This is a genomic window from Gordonia sp. NPDC058843, from assembly GCF_042743165.1.
In the GTDB taxonomy this organism is placed as follows: Bacteria; Actinomycetota; Actinomycetes; order Mycobacteriales; family Mycobacteriaceae; genus Gordonia.
Window position 1 is genome coordinate 1 of the sequence record NZ_JBHYNC010000023.1, and the last position, 16,593, is coordinate 16,593.

Below are 16,593 nucleotides of genomic sequence, written 5' to 3' on the forward strand. Positions count from 1 at the left end.
CCGCCTCCACGGCCAGCAGCAGACCCTCCGACCCGCCACCCGCGGCGACGAAGGACGCCGCCTCGAAGGGCCAGTCCCCCACCACCGCGTCGTGAAGTCGGCTCGTGATGTACTCGCGCCCAGGATGATTGAGGTGATCGGATCGGAGTCCGGCCGACAGCGCACGCGCGAGATCGGGCTGCAACGTGTAGTCGGGGCTGCCGGTGAGCAGGTCACGGTCGGCCCAGGGCGGGGTGGCCGCGGCGGAGTTCACGACCACCGTGCCACCTCGGCGATTCGTCTCGATCAAGCCCTCCCGTCGCAGTTCACCCCAGGCCGAGACGATCGACCGTGTACTCAGCCCCGAGCGATGCGTCAGTTCACGGATGGTCGGGAGGCGGGTGCCGACGGCCAGCTTGCCGTCCCGGATCAGGCGTGCGGTGACGTCACGAACCTGGTCGGACGTCCGAGAGCCGTTCGCCGACAGTGAGGACACCAGCAGATCCGTGCCGTCCGTTACCGTCATCGGTTCACCGGGGAGATCACGGGGACAGTATGCCCGTTATGTGATCATCGGTCGAGAGTTTGGTTGCATCGAGACGAGAACATACCGAACGGGAATACCTCGGCCCTGGTGCCGCTGTTGACTTCATCCGAACTTGAGGTTGCAGCCTGTGTTCGTGATCGCCACCGTCTTCGACCGCCACGGCCCACCCGAGGTCTTACGCCTCGCCGAACTGCCCGATCCCGAACCCGGCGTCGGTGAAGTCCGCGTGCGCGTTCGGGCAGCCGGCGTACAACCGTTCGATCTCGCGGTGCGCAACGGCACGATGCCCTGGGTGACCGCGGTGTTCCCCCAGCAGATCGGTCAGGAGTACTCGGGGATCGTGGATGTCGTCGGCGATGGGGTCACCTCGGTGGCACCGGGAGACGCGGTCCTCGGCTCGACGATGCTGCGCGGTCAGGCGTCGATGGTCGTCGTGTCGGCCGACACGCTCGTCCGCAAGCCCGCCGACCTCGACTTTCCCACTGCAGCGGGCTTGGTCGCCGCCGGGCAGACGGCAACCGGGGCCCTGGACGAACTCGGCGTGGAGTCGGGCGACGTGCTGCTGGTCCATGCCGCCGCGGGTTCGGTGGGAACCCTTTCGGTGCAACTCGCACGGCTCCTCGGCGCCACCGTCATCGGGACCGCGAGCAGAAGCAACCACGAGTACCTCCGCGACCTCGGTGCGATCCCCGTGGCCTACGGCCCCGGGCTCGTCGACGAGGTTCGGGCCACCGGCCTCACACCGACGGTGGCACTCGACGCGGCGGGACGAGGGGCCGTGTCCGCGTCCGTGGAACTCGGAATCGATCGAGCCCGGATCGGCACCATCGTCGACGACGAGTCCGCGTCAGTGCTCGGCACGAGAGTGGTTCGCGCCCCGCGAGATCCGGGGCGTCTGGCCCGGGTGGTGGATCTGGCAGCCCAGGGCCTCCTGACGATGCCGGTCAGGACCTACCCGTTGACGGACGTCGTCGAGGCGCATGCCGCGGTCGAGGCCGGCCACGGGCGGGGGAAAGTGGTTCTGGCGATCGACAACTGAGGGCGACACGACAGGAGCCGGCATTGATTAGCCAAGGAGGTCAGGCCGATTCGACCTGAGTTTCGCCGTCGATGAGATCGACAGTCCCGATGATGTGGCGTCGCATAGATTCCCGGGCGCGTTCTTCGTCGCGATTGTGTATTGCTTCGGCGATTTCGTCGTGGTCGCATTGCCGTTGCGGGAGTGCATCGGACAGCGGGTTGGCGATGCCGGCGGTGTTGATGAGGAAGTCGGACATGTCCCACATGCGCTGGCTGGTTTCTTCCATGATTCGCGAGTGTGCCATCGCGTGGATGACCGCATGGAACTCCCGATTGTGCACACGGTACCCATGGGCGCGTGCAGTGGGGTCGTTGGAGCGAAGAAGTGCTTCGACCTCCGTTGATACGCGCTGCAGTTCGCGCAGTTGAGCATCGGTGCGGCGCGCCGCGGCAACGGCAGCGATGGTGCCTTCGAAATCGCCGAACAGTAGGTAGAAGTCTTCGACCTCGCGGTGGGTGTAACTGAGGACCTCGATACCACTCTGCGGGATGATTGCCACGAGACGGTCAGCGGCCAATCGACGCAGCGCATCCATGACCGGCTGCTTACTGACGTCGAACTCACGACGAATCTGCTCGACGATGATGCGTTCGCCGGCGGAATAGGTCCCTTCCAGCAACCGTGTCTTGAGGACGTCGTACAGCACCGACGAGAGCCGAGCGCCCGACAGTCGAGCTGCTGATGCGACGGCTGTTTCATTGGACGGCGTGGGCATTGCGCAGGCCTCCTCATTGCATTGTGCGGTCAGTCGTCGCTCACGGTAGCGGCGCGTGGCAAACGTCTGCGCGTGGCACGACCAGTGTGGCGCACAACTAGCATTCTAGCTACTTGTGGTACCCGTCACCATCGGTTACCGTCACCTAGAACGCTAGCATTCCAGTTTTCCTTGCTGGCGCTGCAAGAGTCCACCGTGTGTGAGTGGCGATGGACATCTCGACGATCGGGCCGTCGCTGTCGTGAGGACAGGCATTCGGGTCGCCGTACATCTGGAGGGAGAAGCCATGCAGTTCAGCATCGGGACTTGCGCCAAAATCGACCAGGTCGCCATGGTGCGGCAGGCCGAGGATCTCGGGGTCAGCCATTTCGGCGTGGGGGAAGGGCCTCTGCTGTTCAGCGACCCGTATCAGTTCTTGGCTTTGGCCTCGCAGCAGACTTCGACGATCCAGCTCGGCACGATGGTGACCAACCCGCTCACGCGGATCGCCCCTGTGACTGCGAACTCGATGGCCACGCTGAACGCGTTGGCGCCGGGCCGCACATTCCTGGGCATCGGGACCGCAAACAACGCGCTGCGTTCCATGGGCAATCGACCGGCAAAGATCGCCGAGCTGTCCCACTCGATCGAGGTGTCGCGGGAGTTGATGGCGGGTCGACGGGTAGTGCACAAGTGGCTGGGCCAGGAACGAGAGGTCGAGTTCCTGGACAAGGAGAGCGGTTTCTACAACGTCACCGATCACATCCCGATCTGGGTCGCCGCGGGCGGACCCCGCGGTTTGGTCGAAGCCGCGAAGTATGCCGACGCAGTCGTGTACTGCTTGGGCCCCAACGTCGAGATGATCAAGCTGGTGCGCAGCAAGCTCGACAAGGCCGTCGCCGATGCCGGCCGCGCCCCTGGGTCAGTGAAGTTGGTGTCGCTGTCGTGGTTCTACCAGCTCGAGAACGGCGAGACATGGGAAGACGGCGTTACCAACGGTTTCGGATCTGGCCCGATCAGCTCGTGCATCACCAATTCCGGCCTGATGAACGAGCACCGCGACCGGCTCGGCGACTCGATCGTCGATGCTTCCTTGACCGCCGCCCAACAATATCTGGGCGACCCAACCGCCCCTGACCAGCCGCACTACCTCGAAGTGTGGGCGAAGTACCTGCGCGGCCTGGATCCGCGCCACCGCCCGATCATCACCAAGGAACTCGTCGATTATTGGTGCCTGTACGGCTCGCCAGCCGAGTTGCGAGAGAAGAGCGCACTCATGCTCGAATCCGGTGTCGATGTGCTGCAGGTGTTCTTGTCCAATCCGTTCACCGCGGTCCGCGACATCGACAACATCGGCCGATCCATCATCGCCCACGCTTGAGGACTCTTTCGAAACCACTGCCTGACAACATTTCTGAATTGAGGAGACCTTCATGAGTATCGAACTCGACCCACGCGCAACGGCCTTGATCGCGGTCCACCTGCAAGGCGATGTCGTCGGACCCGACGGCGCGTTCAGCGACTTCTTCTACAACCAGGTCGTCGAACGGAACGTCTTGGCTACGATCGCCTCCCTGGCAGAGGCCTTCCGCGCCGCCGGCAGCCCGGTCGTCTACACCCGGGTTGCCTGGCAGCCCGACTTCTCCGACCTCCGAGTCAATTCACCGATCCTCGGCATCGTGTCTCAGTCGGGATGTCTCAAGGACGGCAGCGAACTCGCTGCCATCGTCGAGGCTGTGGCACCTGCCGAGGGCGACATCGTCGTCACCCACACCCGCGTCGGCGGCTTTCAGGACTCGACTCTTGACGATGTCCTGAAGCAACACGGCATCAACAACGTCGTGTTCGCCGGAGTGGCGACCAACTTCTCCGTCGAGGGCACCGCCCGCACCGCCAGCGATCTCGGTTACCGCGTGATCATCGCCGAGGACGCCTGCTCGGCCGCGGATGAAGCAACCCACGCCGCGAGCATCGCTTCGCTCGGGCTGCTCGCCGAGATCACCAGCACCGACGAGATCGCCGCCGCGTTGTCGTCGTCGACCACCACCTCTGCCTCGGCCTGATCGCCGGCTCGACTATTGCGAAAGAGACTGCTAGATGACCGACACCATGCTGGCCGCCCGACTCCACGACCACAACGCACCGATGCGGATCGAGTCCATTCCGGTCCCCCAGCCACGCGCCACCGACGTACTCGTAGAGGTGAAGGCCTGCAACGTGGTCCCCAACCTGCGCAACGTCCTCGCCACCTACGCCGAGTGGTTCCCCTACTTGCCGCTGCCGCAGCTACCCGCGGTGTTCGGCCTTGACTCGGCCGGAATCGTCACCGCGGTGGGAAGCCACGTCACCGACGTCGCCGTCGGCGACCGGGTGTACGTCAACCCCGGCCTGTCATGCGGCGCCTGCCGGGCATGTCGCCAGGGCACCGACCAGAACTGCGACAGCTACACCTTCATGGGCTACTTCGCCTTCGGTGAACGTGGCCAACAACTGTTCGAAGCCTACCCCTACGGTGGTCTCGCTCAGTATCTGACTGCGCCACAACGTAATCTGGTCAAGCTTCCCGACTCGGTGTCCTTCGAAGAGGGAGCTCGATTCGGGTACCTGTGCACGGCGTACTCCGCGCTGCGCAAGGCCGACGTCGGACCGGGCTCGACCGTGTTGATCGATGGCATCTCCGGAACCCTCGGCCTCGGCGCCTGCCTCAACGCCCTGGCATTGGGCGCGACCCGCATCTTCGGCACCGGCCGCAACGCCGAACTACTCGCCGACGTCGCGGCCATCGCGCCAGACCGCATCATCGTCAGCAACAACCACGGCGAGGGCGGACTCAGCGACTGGGTTCGTGAGCACAATCGTGGGGACGGTGTGGACGTCGTCATCGACTGCCTGGGCCCTGGCGCCCCCGTCACGTCGTTCACCGAAGCGTTCAGCACACTGCGTCGCGGTGGTGTCGCTGTCGACATCGGCGGGATGATGGAACGCGTCGAGGTCGACATGTTCGCCATGATGTGCGCCCAGCAAAGCCTGCTGGGAAGCTTGTGGTTCAGCACAGCCGAAGCTCAGCAAATGGCCGAACTCGCCGGTGCCGGGCTTCTCGACCTGTCAGTGCTCGAACATCACCCCTTTCCTCTCGAGAAGATCAACGAAGCCCTCGACGAGCTGCCCGCGCGCCACGGCGGCTTCACGAACTTCATCAGCGTCCCCTAAACCCCACCCAGCCAGCACGGGCGCGAGAGCGAACCCGGTCCTGCCTGGCACCCGCCAGAGACTTGCGTCACGCCCCCTGCACCCGTATCGTCGCAACTAGCCGTCTAGCATTCTAGTTTAGTCAGGAAGGCTGACATGACAGCCCACATCCCTCACGATGCCCCTCTCGTCGGCATCGCTCATATCGTCAGTACCGTCGGATGACCGCCTCATCCTCGTCGCCGTTGAAGGTGGCGATGGCGAGTTTCATCGGGACGACGGTGGAGTACTACGACTTCTTCATCTACGGCACCGCCGCCGCGCTGGTGTTCCCGAAGTTGTTCTTCCCCAACACCTCTCCCACCATTGGGGTCCTGTTGTCGTTTGCCACCTTCGGTGTCGGGTTCCTGGCCCGGCCGCTGGGTGGGGTGGTGTTCGGTCACTTCGGTGACCGGCTGGGCCGCAAGCAGATGCTGGTCATCTCCCTGGTCGGCATGGGTGCGGCGACCGTGCTGATGGGGCTGATGCCCACCTACGCCCAGATCGGGATCGCCGCTCCGATCCTGCTCACCGTGCTCCGATTACTGCAAGGCTTCGCTGTCGGCGGCGAATGGGGCGGTGCCACCCTGATGGCCGTGGAACACGCCCCCAGCGCCCGCAAGGGATTCTTCGGGTCGTTTTCCCAGATGGGGGCGCCGGCCGGCACTGCGTTGGCAACCCTGGCCTTCCTCGCCGTCGCCCAGCTGCCCGACGATCAGTTCCTTTCGTGGGGCTGGCGCGTCCCGTTCCTGTTCAGCGCGGTGCTGATCGTCATCGGTCTCGTCATCCGACTCTCCCTGACCGAGAGCCCCGACTTCGCCAAGGTCCGCGAACAGGCCGCGGTGGTCAAAATGCCCATCATCATCGCGGTGCGCCGGCACTGGAAGCAGATCCTGCTCGTTGCGGGCACGTACCTCAGCCAAGGCATCTTCGCCTATATCTGCATGGCCTACCTCGTCTCCTACGGCACCGCTGTCGCCGGTATCCCGCGCACTCAGGCGTTGCTGGGTGTGTTCGTCGCCGGAGTCGTAGCGGTCGTGCTGTATCCGGTGTTCGGGTCGCTGTCAGACACCTACGGCCGCAAGACCATGTACCTCACCGGTGCGGTGGCGATGGGTGTGGTGATCGGTCCGGCATTCGCGTTGATCAACAGCGGCAACCCGTGGTTGTTCCTGCTGGCTCAGGTGCTGGTGTTCGGCATCGCGATGGCCCCGGCGGCCGGTGTCACCGGCTCGTTGTTCACGATGGTCTTCGACGCCGACGTCCGCTACAGCGGCGTCTCGATCGGCTACACCCTGTCCCAGGTCCTCGGCTCAGCGTTCGCACCCACCATCGCCACCGCCTTGTTCTCCGCGACAGGCTCGAGCGCCGCAATCGTGGCCTATCTTGTTGGCGCATCGATCATCTCGGTCGTGTCGGTGTGCCTGCTTCCCGGCGGTTGGGGCCGCGACGGCGCCCGCCGCCAACTCGACGCCGACCGCGAGGTCAACGCCGTGGCGTCGAAGAACCCACAGACCGCCTTTGGCGCCATCGCCGCGAACACCTCGTCCGAGGCGACTCCTGCCCCTACCACCGAAGAAGTGATCTCGTCATGAATGCCCCCAACACCGCCCCGGCCGACGGTTTCGACACTGATGTGCTGATCGTCGGAACCGGGCCGATGGGGTCGGCGACCGCGCTGGCCCTTGCCACCTACGGCGTGCGAGTGCACGTGGTCAACCGGTGGAACTGGCTGGCCAACACTCCTCGTGCGCACATCACCAACCAGCGTACCGTCGAAGTGCTGCGCGACCTGCAGGTTGACAAAGAAGCCGAAAAGTACGCCACCCCATGGGAACTGATGGGTGACACCCTGTTCACCACCAGCCTGGCCGGCGAGGAGATCGCCAGGCTACGCACCTGGGGCACCGGCGATGACCGGGTCGGTGACTACATCGCCAACAGCCCCTGCCGCATGCTCGACATCCCCCAGCTCTATATGGAACCAGTGCTGTTCAAGAACGCCGCCGAGCGGGGCGCCACCTCGACGTTCAACACCGACTACGTCTCCCACAGCCAGGACGAGGACGGCGTGACCGTGCAGCTCGTCGACAACATCTCTGGACGCGGATACAGCATGAGAGCGCGCTATCTCGTCGGAGCTGACGGCGCTCGATCTCAGGTCGCCGATGACATCGGGCTCCAGATCGAGGGGGAGATGGCTCGCGCGGCGACCGCCTACGTGCTGTTTCACGCGGACCTGAGCCAATACGTCGAGCACCGCCCCAGCATCCTGCACTGGATTCTCACGCCGGGCGGTAGCTTCGGCGAGATCGGCATGGGTCTGCTGCGGGCCATCCGCCCGTGGGACACCTGGATCGCCGGATGGGGTTTCGACATGGCCGACGGCGAGCCGACCTTCGAGCCCGAGGACGTCCTTGCCAAAGTTCGCACTCTGGTCGGTGACCCCGATCTGGAGATCGAGGTCGAGTCCACCTCGGTGTGGTACGTCAACCAGGCCGTGGCCACCACCTACTCCAAGGGCCGGGTCTTCTGCGGCGGCGACGCGGTCCATCGCCATCCCCCCAGTAGCGGATTGGGTTCCAACACCTGCATCCAAGACGGATTCAACCTGGCCTGGAAGCTGGCGTTCGTGCTCAACGGCTACGCCGCACCCTCCTTGCTCGACAGCTACACCGCGGAACGCCAGCCCGTCGGCGCACAGATCGTGGCCCGCGCCAACCAGTCCCGCAAGGACTACGGCCCGCTCAACGCCTGCTTCGCCACCAACGGCGCCGACGACCCGGTCACCGCCGGCCTGGCCAAGGTCCGAGATCCCGGACCCGAGGGCGTCGCCGTACGCGACGCGATCGCAGACGCCCTCGAGCTCAAGAACTACGAATTCAACGCCCAGGGTGTCGAACTCAATCAGCGTTACAGCTCCAACGCGGTCATCACCGACCCGCAGGCGGGGCAGGAACAATGGCTGCGCGACCCTCAGCTCTACGTCCAGCCCACCACCCGACCGGGCGCGAAGATCCCTCACGCCTGGCTCGTCGACGAGCGCGGCCAACGTGTGTCGACCCTCGATGTCACCGGCAAAGGCAAGCTCAGTCTCGTCACCGGCTTGGCCGGTACGGCGTGGTCGAATGCGGCAGCCAAGCTCGACCTGCCGTTCCTGCGGACCGTGGTCATCGGCGCTCCCGGCGCCGCCGATCCCTACGCCGCCTGGCACAAGATCCGCGACATCCACGAAGCGGGAGCACTTCTCGTACGGCCCGACGGCTACATCGCATGGCGCCAGTCCTCGGGGATATGGGACGACAACGAGGCTTTCGAGCAGCTGCTCGCTGCCCTGACCGCGGTACTGGGCACCAGCCCCGACGACACCGCCCCGAGCCTGCACGTCACCGTCGACCCGCCGCTGGCCGCAACGTAGTCCGCGTGCGAACAAGCAGAACGCCCTCCCGACAGAAAGGAACCGCTGATGTCTGTCGCCCTGTGCGCACTCTCGCACTCACCTCTCATGGGCCGTAATGACCCGTCGCCGGAGGTGACCACCGAAGTCGACGCCGAACTGGCCGCGGCACGACGATTCGTCACCGACTTCGACCCTGACGTTGTTGTGATCTTCGCACCCGATCACTACAACGGCGTGTTCTACGACCTGCTGCCGCCGTTCTGTATCGGGCGCGCCGCACAGTCGGTGGGGGACTACGGGACCCAAGCCGGGGCACTCGATGTCGACCGCGACACCGCCCACCTCGTCGCCGAGACCGTCCTGAACTCCGGCATCGACACCGCCTTGTCAGAGCGGATGCATGTCGATCACGGGTTCGCCCAGCCGCTGGAGCTGCTGTTCGGATCGATCTCCGCGGTGCCGACGGTCCCCATCTTCATCAACTCCGTCAGCACACCGATGGGGCCGGTGCAACGCATCCGCCTACTCGGCGAAGCCGTAGGCCGCGCGATCTCCGGTCTGGACAAGCGAGTCCTCTTGCTCGGATCCGGTGGACTGTCCCACGACCCCCCGGTGCCGCAGTTCGACACTGCACCCGAGGAAGTCCGGCAGCGACTCATCGATGGGCGCAACATCACCGACGATCAGCGCGCCGCCCGCGAGGACCGGGTGATCAGCGCTGGACGCGACTTCGCCGCCGGCACGGCCACCCTCCAGCCACTCAACCCCGAGTGGGACAACGAGCTCCTGAACATCCTGGCCAGTGGCGATCTCACTCCGATCGACGACTGGGCCGTTGCCGACTTCGTGGCCGCAGCCGGCAACTCATCCCACGAGGTCCGCACCTGGATCGCCGCCTACGCCGCGTTGTCGGCCGTCGGGCCATACCGCATGACCTCGCGCTACTACCGCGAGATCCCCGAGTGGATCGCCGGCTTCTCCATCACGACCGCGACTCCCACCAATCCCTGACGCCCGGCGATCAGCAACACGCCACCGCCGCCGCACGACGTCGAAGCACCGAGGAGCATCCCATGACCAGCACCGTCGAAATCCCCGACTACACGACCGATGAGTTCTTCGGACTCGCCGACAAGTGGTTACCCACCGCCGACGGCGAACTCACCCACTATCACGAACTCGGCACCGGCACGCCGATCCTCTTCCTGCACGGCTCCGGCACAGGCGTGACCGCCGCAGCGAACTGGTGGCTCAACCTGCCGCAGCTGAGTCAGTACGGCCGCTGCATCGCGATCGATTCCATCGGTTACGGACAGTCGGTGGTCGCCGATGGCACGGAGTACGGCATCCGCGAGTGGGTCCGGCACGCCGTCCGTGTGCTCGACGCGCTGGGAATCGACAAGACATGGATCGTCGGCAACTCGCTCGGCGGCTGGCTGGCCTTCCAGTTCGCGATCGACTTCCCCGAACGGCTCCTGGGGATCGTGTCGATGGGCACCGGCGGTGCGAAACTGACCGGAGCACTCAAGGGGCACTCGAATCCGAACCTGTCCGAGGACGGCGTGCGCGCCACCCTCGAGCAGTTCGTCGTGGACAAGTCGCTGGTCACCGACGAGCTGGTGTCACTCCGCTACGCCTCTGCCCTGAACGACACCGCCTCCGATCGGCTGAAAGACGTTGTCGCGGCACGTGATCGCGACCGCACCGAACTGCCCCTCGACTTCGACGTCCTCTCCAACCTCGAGATCCCGGTGCTACTCATCCACGGTGTCCAGGATGTTGTCATCCCGGTGTCGCGGACCTGGGACCTACTCAACGTCATCCCCCACGCCGACGCCCACATCTTCAGTCAGTGTGGCCACTGGTCGCAGGTCGAGCGTGCCGACGAGTTCAACGAACTCGTCGGCCACTACCTGACACGCAATTTCTCCACCCACTGACCGGCAACAGGGAAGACTCACATGACAATTCCAACCGAACCCACGGTCCGGATACGCGAGGCAGCCCAGCGACTCGCCGACGCCGAGGCCACCCGGGTGCCGTGCAGCCCGATCCGCGAGCTCATCGCCCCCGACGACATCGATGCGGCATACGAGGTGCAGCAGCGCAACGTCTCCGCGGCCGAGGAAGCGGGCCGCAAGATCACGGGCCGCAAGATCGGACTGACCTCGCCCGCAGTCCAGCGCCAACTCGGCGTCGATCAGCCCGATTTCGGCGTCCTCTATGCCGACATGGACGTCTCGAGCAGCACTGAAATCCCGATCAACCGGCTTCTGCAGCCCAAGGTCGAGGCCGAGGTCGCGTTCGTGCTGGCTCGGTCGATCACTGAGCCGGTGACCGCCGAGACCGCCCGGGATCACGTATCCGAAGTGATCGCGGCGTTTGAGATCGTCGATTCGCGAGTGGCCGACTGGGACATCTCGTTGGCCGACACCATCGCCGACAACGCCTCGTCCGGACTGTACGTGCTCGGAGACCGGTTGGCGGCGAGCTCGGCGCCCGATCTCGTTTCGGTGACCATGACCGTCACCGACGCCCAGGGCGGGACACTGTCGTCTGGCACCGGTGCCGACTGCCTGGGCAGCCCGTACAGCGCGCTCGCCTGGCTCGCCAACACCGCCCTGAGGTTCGGCAGTCCCCTGCAAGAAGGTGACGTCATCCTCTCCGGGGCGCTCGGACCGATGGTGCCGGTCACCCCGGGCGCGACCTATCGAGCATCAATCAGCGGCATCGGCTCGGTCACCGCCGCTTTCACCGCGAACTGACGGAGGAAACACACAATGACGACAACCAAAGTGGCCGTGATCGGTTCGGGCAACATCGGCACCGACCTGGTCATCAAACTCCAGCGCATCGCACGCAACATCGAGATTGCCGTACTGGTCGGAATCGACCCGGCGTCCGACGGACTCGCCAGGGCCCGGCAGTTGGGGATCAGCACCGTGGACAGCGGCGTACAGGGCCTCATCGACCACCCCGACTTCGACGACATCGCCATCATCTTCGACTCCACATCGGCCAAGGCGCACGTCGCCAACGCCGAGGCGCTGAAACCGTACGGCAAACGGCTAATCGACCTGACCCCGGCAGCGATCGGACCGTACGTGGTCCCGCCGGTCAACCTCGAGCAACACCTCGACGCACCGAACGTCAACATGGTCACCTGCGGAGGCCAGGCCACCATCCCGATCGTCGCCGCCATCGCTGCGGTCACCCCGGTGCACTACGCGGAGATCGTTGCGTCCATCGCGTCGAAGTCCGCCGGACCCGGTACGCGCGCCAACATGGACGAGTTCACCGAAACCACCTCCAAGGCAATCGAAGTGGTTGGCGGAGCAGCCCACGGCAAGGCGATCATTGTACTCAATCCCGCCGACCCGCCGCTGATCATGCGCGACACCGTCCTGGCTCTGGTCTCCGATCCAGATCGGGACGCGATCCGTGCCTCGGTGGGCGAGATGGTCGAGCGCGTCGCCCGGTATGTCCCTGGATATCGCCTCAAACAACAGGTCCAGTTCAGTGCCGTGGACCCGGCCGACAACTTGACCACACTCACCGAGGGCGAACCGATCGACGGGCAGGTGTGGAAGGTGACCGTGTTCCTCGAAGTCGAGGGCGCCGCACACTACCTGCCGGCCTATGCCGGCAATCTCGACATCATGACCTCCGCGGCCCTGCAGGTCGCCGAACGTATCGCCGAACAGTCTCTGGAGTTGACCCGATGACCGCAACCACCGCCGACCGCACCGCCGGGGTCACCGCTGCCGACGGGGCAGCGCTATACATCCAGGACGTCACGCTGCGGGACGGCATGCACGCAACCCGTCATCGCATCCGACCCGAGCAGGTGGCTGCGATCGCCGGCGCACTCGATGCCGCCGGCGTGGACGCCATCGAGGTCACGCACGGTGACGGGTTGGCGGGCCACAGCCTCACCTACGGCCCCGGCAGCAACACCGACTGGGAATGGATCGAGGCGGCCGCCGGCGCGGTGCACCGCGCCAAGCTGACGACCCTTCTGCTGCCCGGAATCGGCACCGTCGCGGAATTGACTCGCGCACAACAGATGGGGGTCGCCTCGGTGCGGATCGCGACTCACTGCACCGAGGCCGACGTCTCCGCTCAGCACATCGCCACCGCGCGGGAACTCGGGATGGATGTGTCCGGCTTCCTGATGATGTCCCACCTGACCGAACCCGCTGAACTGGCCAAGCAGGCAAAGCTCATGGAGTCCTATGGCGCGCACTGCGTCTACGTAGTCGACTCCGGCGGTCGGTTGACCATGGACGGTGTGCGGCAGCGTGTTCGCGCCTATCGCGACATCCTCGACGCCGACACCCAGATCGGGATCCACGCCCACCAGAATCTGTCGCTGTCCGTGGCCAACTCCGTCATCGCCGTCGAGGAAGGGGCCATCCGCGTCGATGCGTCGCTCGCCGGACACGGCGCAGGGGCCGGCAACTGCCCGATCGAACCGTTCATCGCCGTCGCCGAACTGAACGGGTGGAAGCACGGCTGCGAGTTGTTCCCGCTCCAGGATGCGGCAGACGACATCGTCCGTCCCCTTCAAGACCGGCCGGTCCAGGTCGACCGCGAAACGCTCACCCTGGGATACGCGGGGGTGTACTCCAGCTTTCTCCGACATGCCGAGAAAGCGGCCGCTGACCACGGCCTCGACACCCGCGACATCCTGATCGCGGTCGGACAGCGACGTCTCGTCGGTGGTCAGGAGGATCTCATCACCGATATCGCCCTCGACCTGGTGGCGCAGCGCGAACGGGATTGAGCCGCGAGTGATAGGGGTCGCTGCTCACCTGCGGACCGGCCTGCGGCCTCGACCCGCCGACGCCTATCTCGCGCCATCGACAACCGAGCGGGACACGCCAGGATTCGGTGGATACCCGTACCCGAGGGCGGACTGATCCTGCAGACCATGCGCAGCCACGCTACCGCCATCTACGGCATCGACAACCGCTATCGCGGCGTCAGAAGCATGGCCGACGGCGTGTCCAGAGCCGTCACCACCCGACTCTAGCGACATCGCGACTAGTCGACCGCAGCAGCGGACCCGCGACCGGTGATCGGTCGCGGGCCCGCTTGCTGCCGTGTCGGACTCACTGATCAGGGAAAGATGTTCTCCAGCGATCCGAAGCCACCGCCGGCACCCGATGCGGCGAAGTTGGTGGTGCAACCGTTGAACGAGACGTTGTCGACGTTGACCTTGCCGGTCTTCTCGCTGGGCTGGCTGGAGATTCCGTAGTGGTCGACCACGGCGGTGCGACCCTCGGTGTTGGCGGCCTTGACCAGATCGCCCAGCGTGGCATTGGTGCCCTTCTTGATGTCGCCGAGGTCGCGCGTGGCCCACCACTTGTCGGAGCCGGCGGCGTCGGTCTCACCGGCACCCGCGGGCGCGGTCCAGACGAGCGTCGCAAATCCGTTGTCCTGACCGGTGTTCGCCCCGGTCACGCGAATCTGCCAGTTCGCCTGACCATCGGACTTCTCGAAACTGAGCGGCTTCGTCGCGGCATCGGCCAACTTGAGCTGACCGGCGCTATGGTACGAGGCCTGGCGCGGTGTCTGCTCGCTCGTCACGAACTCGAGAGACCCGTCCTGGTCGACGACGGTGGTGGCCGTCACCTTGCCCGCCTGGCCGCGCTCGTCCCCAAAGGTGTTGCCCCACCCCGCGGGGTTGGCCGGAGTCGAGGTCTTGGCGCAGTTCGCCTCGGATACCGGGGCTGCGGTCGCCACTGCGGGAGCGATCAGGGCCGCGACCCCGAGGGCCGCGCCAGCTGAGGTCACACGGATGACATTCTTTCGCACTGGTTCTTTCCTCCTTTGTCATTCGGTCCATCGATCTCCCGCAAGCTAACAAAGGAATTTATTGAATACCAGCGCGATTGACGGTATTTAAAAGAGCAACAGCTTTACAGATCGCCCTGACCAGTCCGGAAACGCCAAACTGAAGACTGCCGTATTTGATTTTCTTGATCCGGAACTCCTGGCTCTCCGCCTATTCAGCTCTGCCCGTCGACTGTGCGTCCAATCCCAGCGACTGTGCGTCCAATACCGTTGACTGTGCGTCGGATCCCGTTGACTGGCCTCAGGGCGTCAGAGCGTCGTCGCGATCCCGCCGTCGACCGGGATCACGGTGCCGGTCAGATAACAGCCGGCGCGACTGGCGAGGTACACCACCGTCCCGATCATGTCGTCGGCTCGGCCGATCCGCCCCAGCGGGGAGGCCGCCGCGACCTCGTCCCCCAACTCGGCCAGGATCGGCGCCATCATCTTCGACTCGAAAGGCCCTGGGGCGATGGCATTCACGGTGACGTGGCGCGGTCCGAGGTCGCGGGCGAGATGCCTGGTCAGCTGATGAACGGCCGCCTTGCTGGACGAGTATGAGTACGACGCGGTGCGCGGCACCCGGATTCCGTCGACGCTGCCGATCATGATCACCCGCGACGGATCCTCTGCGCTCGCGGTACGAGTCAGCAACGGCAGCAACGCCTGCGTGAGCACGAACGGTGTCTGGACGTTGAGCTTCAGCACCCGGTCCCACGCGGAGTCCGGGAACTCGTCGAGCGGTGCACCCCAGGTCGCGCCGGCGTTGTTCACCAGCACATCGAGGGTGTCGGTCTCCGACGCCACCTGTTCGGCAAGCGTGCGTGCGCCCTCGGCACTCGACAGATTCGCCTGCAACGCAATCAATCCGGCCGCGCGCGCTTCGGCAAGCGCGTCGTCGTTGCGGCCGGTGATCAGCACCCTCGCCCCACGGTCGTACAGGCCGTGAGCGATCATCGCCCCGATACCCGAAGTACCGCCGGTGACCAGCACGGTCTTGCCACTCACATCGAACAGGTCAGAAGTCATCGTCGTCGGTACCTCGGTGCTCGTTTTTCCAGGAAGGCGGCGGTCGCCTCGCCCCGATCTTCGGTCATGGCCGTGATCATCTGCTGCCGGTTCTCGAATTCCACGGTGGCGCTGAAGGAATCGGACTCCACCGCCGCCCACATCCCGACCTTGGTGAGTTCCACCGACAGCGGCGGGTTGGCCAGGATCGCATGGGCCGTCGACTGTGCCCGGTCCAGTAGTTCGTCGGGTTCGGCGAGATCGACCAGCAGACCGTACCGCTCGGCCTCGACGGCCGTGAATTTGCGACCCGTCAACATCAGTTCGTGCGCCCGGCCGGTGCCGACAAGCCGCGGCAGCAACCACGACACCCCGATGTCGCAGGCGGAGAAGCCGGCCCGGATGAACCCCACCGCGTACACGCTCGACGTGGACCCGATCCGGATGTCGCTCGCGCACACCAGGGCGAGTCCGCCACCGGCGGCGGGCCCGTTGACCGCCGCGATCACCGGCTGGCGCAGACCGTGCAACCGGCGCGCGAGACCGGCGATGTCCTGCTGACGCTCGAACATCGGGATCACCCCGCCGCGTTCGGCATCCGAGTCATCGTCGTCGTAGCCGTTGAGGTCGAGGCCGGCACAGAACGCCCGGCCCGCCCCGGTCAGGATCACGACCCGGCATCCGCCATCGGCGTCGACGGCGTCGAGTGCAACCGTCAGCTCGCGGACGAGGTCGGCGTTCAGGGTGTTCAACGCGTCCGGGCGATTGAGGGTGAGCGTGGTGACCTCGCCATCGCGCTCGACGACGACCGCCGGCAT

At 65.4% G+C, this 16,593-nt stretch carries 16 protein-coding genes; 11 read left to right on the forward strand and 5 right to left on the reverse strand.

The annotated features are described in order from the left end of the window. Positions 1-505 (reverse strand): GntR family transcriptional regulator (locus tag ACFW3F_RS15670; RefSeq protein WP_388058865.1); only part of this gene is annotated, 505 nt, incomplete at its 3' end. A gap of 154 nt (positions 506-659) precedes the next feature. On the opposite strand from ACFW3F_RS15670, the gene ACFW3F_RS15675 reads away from it, so the two are divergent. Then, a complete protein-coding gene (locus ACFW3F_RS15675) occupies positions 660-1,565 on the forward strand; it encodes an NADP-dependent oxidoreductase (protein ID WP_388058867.1) in 906 nt (301 codons plus the stop codon). A 40-nt stretch (positions 1,566-1,605) separates the two neighbouring features. On the opposite strand, the gene ACFW3F_RS15680 is transcribed toward ACFW3F_RS15675, so the two are convergent. Continuing rightward, a complete protein-coding gene (locus tag ACFW3F_RS15680) occupies positions 1,606-2,322 on the reverse strand; it encodes a GntR family transcriptional regulator (protein WP_388058869.1) in 717 nt (238 codons plus the stop codon). 286 nt (positions 2,323-2,608) lie between these two features. On the opposite strand from ACFW3F_RS15680, the gene ACFW3F_RS15685 reads away from it, so the two are divergent. The 10 genes from ACFW3F_RS15685 (at position 2,609) to dmpG (ending at position 13,715) form a co-directional block, all read left to right on the forward strand. Then, positions 2,609-3,682, forward strand: coding sequence for an LLM class flavin-dependent oxidoreductase (locus tag ACFW3F_RS15685; RefSeq protein ID WP_388058871.1), 1,074 nt, complete (start codon positions 2,609-2,611; stop codon positions 3,680-3,682). A gap of 58 nt (positions 3,683-3,740) precedes the next feature. After that, complete coding sequence (locus ACFW3F_RS15690) at positions 3,741-4,364, forward strand: cysteine hydrolase family protein (protein ID WP_388058988.1); 624 nt, start codon at positions 3,741-3,743, stop codon at positions 4,362-4,364. 34 nt (positions 4,365-4,398) lie between these two features. Then, positions 4,399-5,511: an alcohol dehydrogenase catalytic domain-containing protein gene (locus ACFW3F_RS15695; RefSeq protein WP_388058873.1), complete on the forward strand. Its 1,113-nt coding sequence runs from the start codon at positions 4,399-4,401 to the stop codon at positions 5,509-5,511. A 200-nt stretch (positions 5,512-5,711) separates the two neighbouring features. Continuing rightward, positions 5,712-7,124, forward strand: coding sequence for an MFS transporter (locus ACFW3F_RS15700; protein WP_388058875.1), 1,413 nt, complete (start codon positions 5,712-5,714; stop codon positions 7,122-7,124). After that, complete coding sequence (locus ACFW3F_RS15705) at positions 7,121-8,947, forward strand: FAD-dependent oxidoreductase (protein WP_388058877.1); 1,827 nt, start codon at positions 7,121-7,123, stop codon at positions 8,945-8,947. Before ACFW3F_RS15700 ends, ACFW3F_RS15705 begins: the two co-directional genes overlap by 4 nt. A 48-nt stretch (positions 8,948-8,995) precedes the next feature. Beyond that, entirely contained in the window at positions 8,996-9,940 is a 945-nt protein-coding gene (locus ACFW3F_RS15710) for a 3-carboxyethylcatechol 2,3-dioxygenase (protein WP_388058879.1), read from the forward strand. A gap of 62 nt (positions 9,941-10,002) precedes the next feature. Next, entirely contained in the window at positions 10,003-10,869 is an 867-nt protein-coding gene (locus ACFW3F_RS15715; protein WP_388058881.1) for an alpha/beta fold hydrolase, read from the forward strand. A gap of 21 nt (positions 10,870-10,890) precedes the next feature. Then, positions 10,891-11,694 carry a 2-keto-4-pentenoate hydratase gene (locus tag ACFW3F_RS15720; protein ID WP_388058883.1) on the forward strand — a complete coding sequence of 268 codons (804 nt, stop codon included), beginning with the start codon at positions 10,891-10,893 and terminating at the stop codon, positions 11,692-11,694. A gap of 15 nt (positions 11,695-11,709) precedes the next feature. After that, positions 11,710-12,654 (forward strand): acetaldehyde dehydrogenase (acetylating), encoded by a 945-nt coding sequence (locus ACFW3F_RS15725; RefSeq protein WP_388058885.1) that lies wholly within the window; start codon positions 11,710-11,712, stop codon positions 12,652-12,654. Further along, complete coding sequence (gene dmpG / locus ACFW3F_RS15730) at positions 12,651-13,715, forward strand: 4-hydroxy-2-oxovalerate aldolase (RefSeq protein WP_388058887.1); 1,065 nt, start codon at positions 12,651-12,653, stop codon at positions 13,713-13,715. Before ACFW3F_RS15725 ends, dmpG begins: the two co-directional genes overlap by 4 nt. A 335-nt stretch (positions 13,716-14,050) precedes the next feature. Here the strand turns inward: dmpG and ACFW3F_RS15735 are convergent, their stop codons facing one another. The 3 genes from ACFW3F_RS15735 to ACFW3F_RS15745 all read right to left on the reverse strand — a co-directional run bounded on the left by ACFW3F_RS15735 (position 14,051) and on the right by ACFW3F_RS15745 (position 16,593). Beyond that, the gene (locus ACFW3F_RS15735) at positions 14,051-14,728 is read right to left on the reverse strand and encodes a hypothetical protein (RefSeq protein ID WP_388058889.1); all 678 of its coding nucleotides are present in this window, start codon (positions 14,726-14,728) and stop codon (positions 14,051-14,053) included. A 309-nt stretch (positions 14,729-15,037) separates the two neighbouring features. After that, the gene (locus tag ACFW3F_RS15740) at positions 15,038-15,796 is read right to left on the reverse strand and encodes an SDR family oxidoreductase (protein WP_388058891.1); all 759 of its coding nucleotides are present in this window, start codon (positions 15,794-15,796) and stop codon (positions 15,038-15,040) included. Continuing rightward, on the reverse strand, positions 15,793-16,593 hold the full coding sequence (locus ACFW3F_RS15745) for an enoyl-CoA hydratase/isomerase family protein (protein WP_388058893.1): 801 nt from the start codon (positions 16,591-16,593) through the stop codon (positions 15,793-15,795). Before ACFW3F_RS15745 ends, ACFW3F_RS15740 begins: the two co-directional genes overlap by 4 nt.

Bases quoted from the DNA above. Each gene is read 5' to 3' on its own strand.
- ACFW3F_RS15725 (WP_388058885.1), top strand. From the start codon at position 11,710: ATGACGACAACCAAAGTGGCCGTGATCGGTTCGGGCAACATCGGCACC.
- ACFW3F_RS15745 (WP_388058893.1), bottom strand. From the start codon at position 16,593: ATGCCGGCGGTCGTCGTCGAGCGCGATGGCGAGGTCACCACGCTCACC.
- ACFW3F_RS15680 (WP_388058869.1), bottom strand. From the start codon at position 2,322: ATGCCCACGCCGTCCAATGAAACAGCCGTCGCATCAGCAGCTCGACTG.
- ACFW3F_RS15695 (WP_388058873.1), top strand. From the start codon at position 4,399: ATGACCGACACCATGCTGGCCGCCCGACTCCACGACCACAACGCACCG.
- ACFW3F_RS15740 (WP_388058891.1), bottom strand. From the start codon at position 15,796: ATGACTTCTGACCTGTTCGATGTGAGTGGCAAGACCGTGCTGGTCACC.
- ACFW3F_RS15700 (WP_388058875.1), top strand. From the start codon at position 5,712: ATGACCGCCTCATCCTCGTCGCCGTTGAAGGTGGCGATGGCGAGTTTC.
- dmpG (WP_388058887.1), top strand. From the start codon at position 12,651: ATGACCGCAACCACCGCCGACCGCACCGCCGGGGTCACCGCTGCCGAC.
- ACFW3F_RS15715 (WP_388058881.1), top strand. From the start codon at position 10,003: ATGACCAGCACCGTCGAAATCCCCGACTACACGACCGATGAGTTCTTC.
- ACFW3F_RS15685 (WP_388058871.1), top strand. From the start codon at position 2,609: ATGCAGTTCAGCATCGGGACTTGCGCCAAAATCGACCAGGTCGCCATG.
- ACFW3F_RS15720 (WP_388058883.1), top strand. From the start codon at position 10,891: ATGACAATTCCAACCGAACCCACGGTCCGGATACGCGAGGCAGCCCAG.
- ACFW3F_RS15710 (WP_388058879.1), top strand. From the start codon at position 8,996: ATGTCTGTCGCCCTGTGCGCACTCTCGCACTCACCTCTCATGGGCCGT.
- ACFW3F_RS15705 (WP_388058877.1), top strand. From the start codon at position 7,121: ATGAATGCCCCCAACACCGCCCCGGCCGACGGTTTCGACACTGATGTG.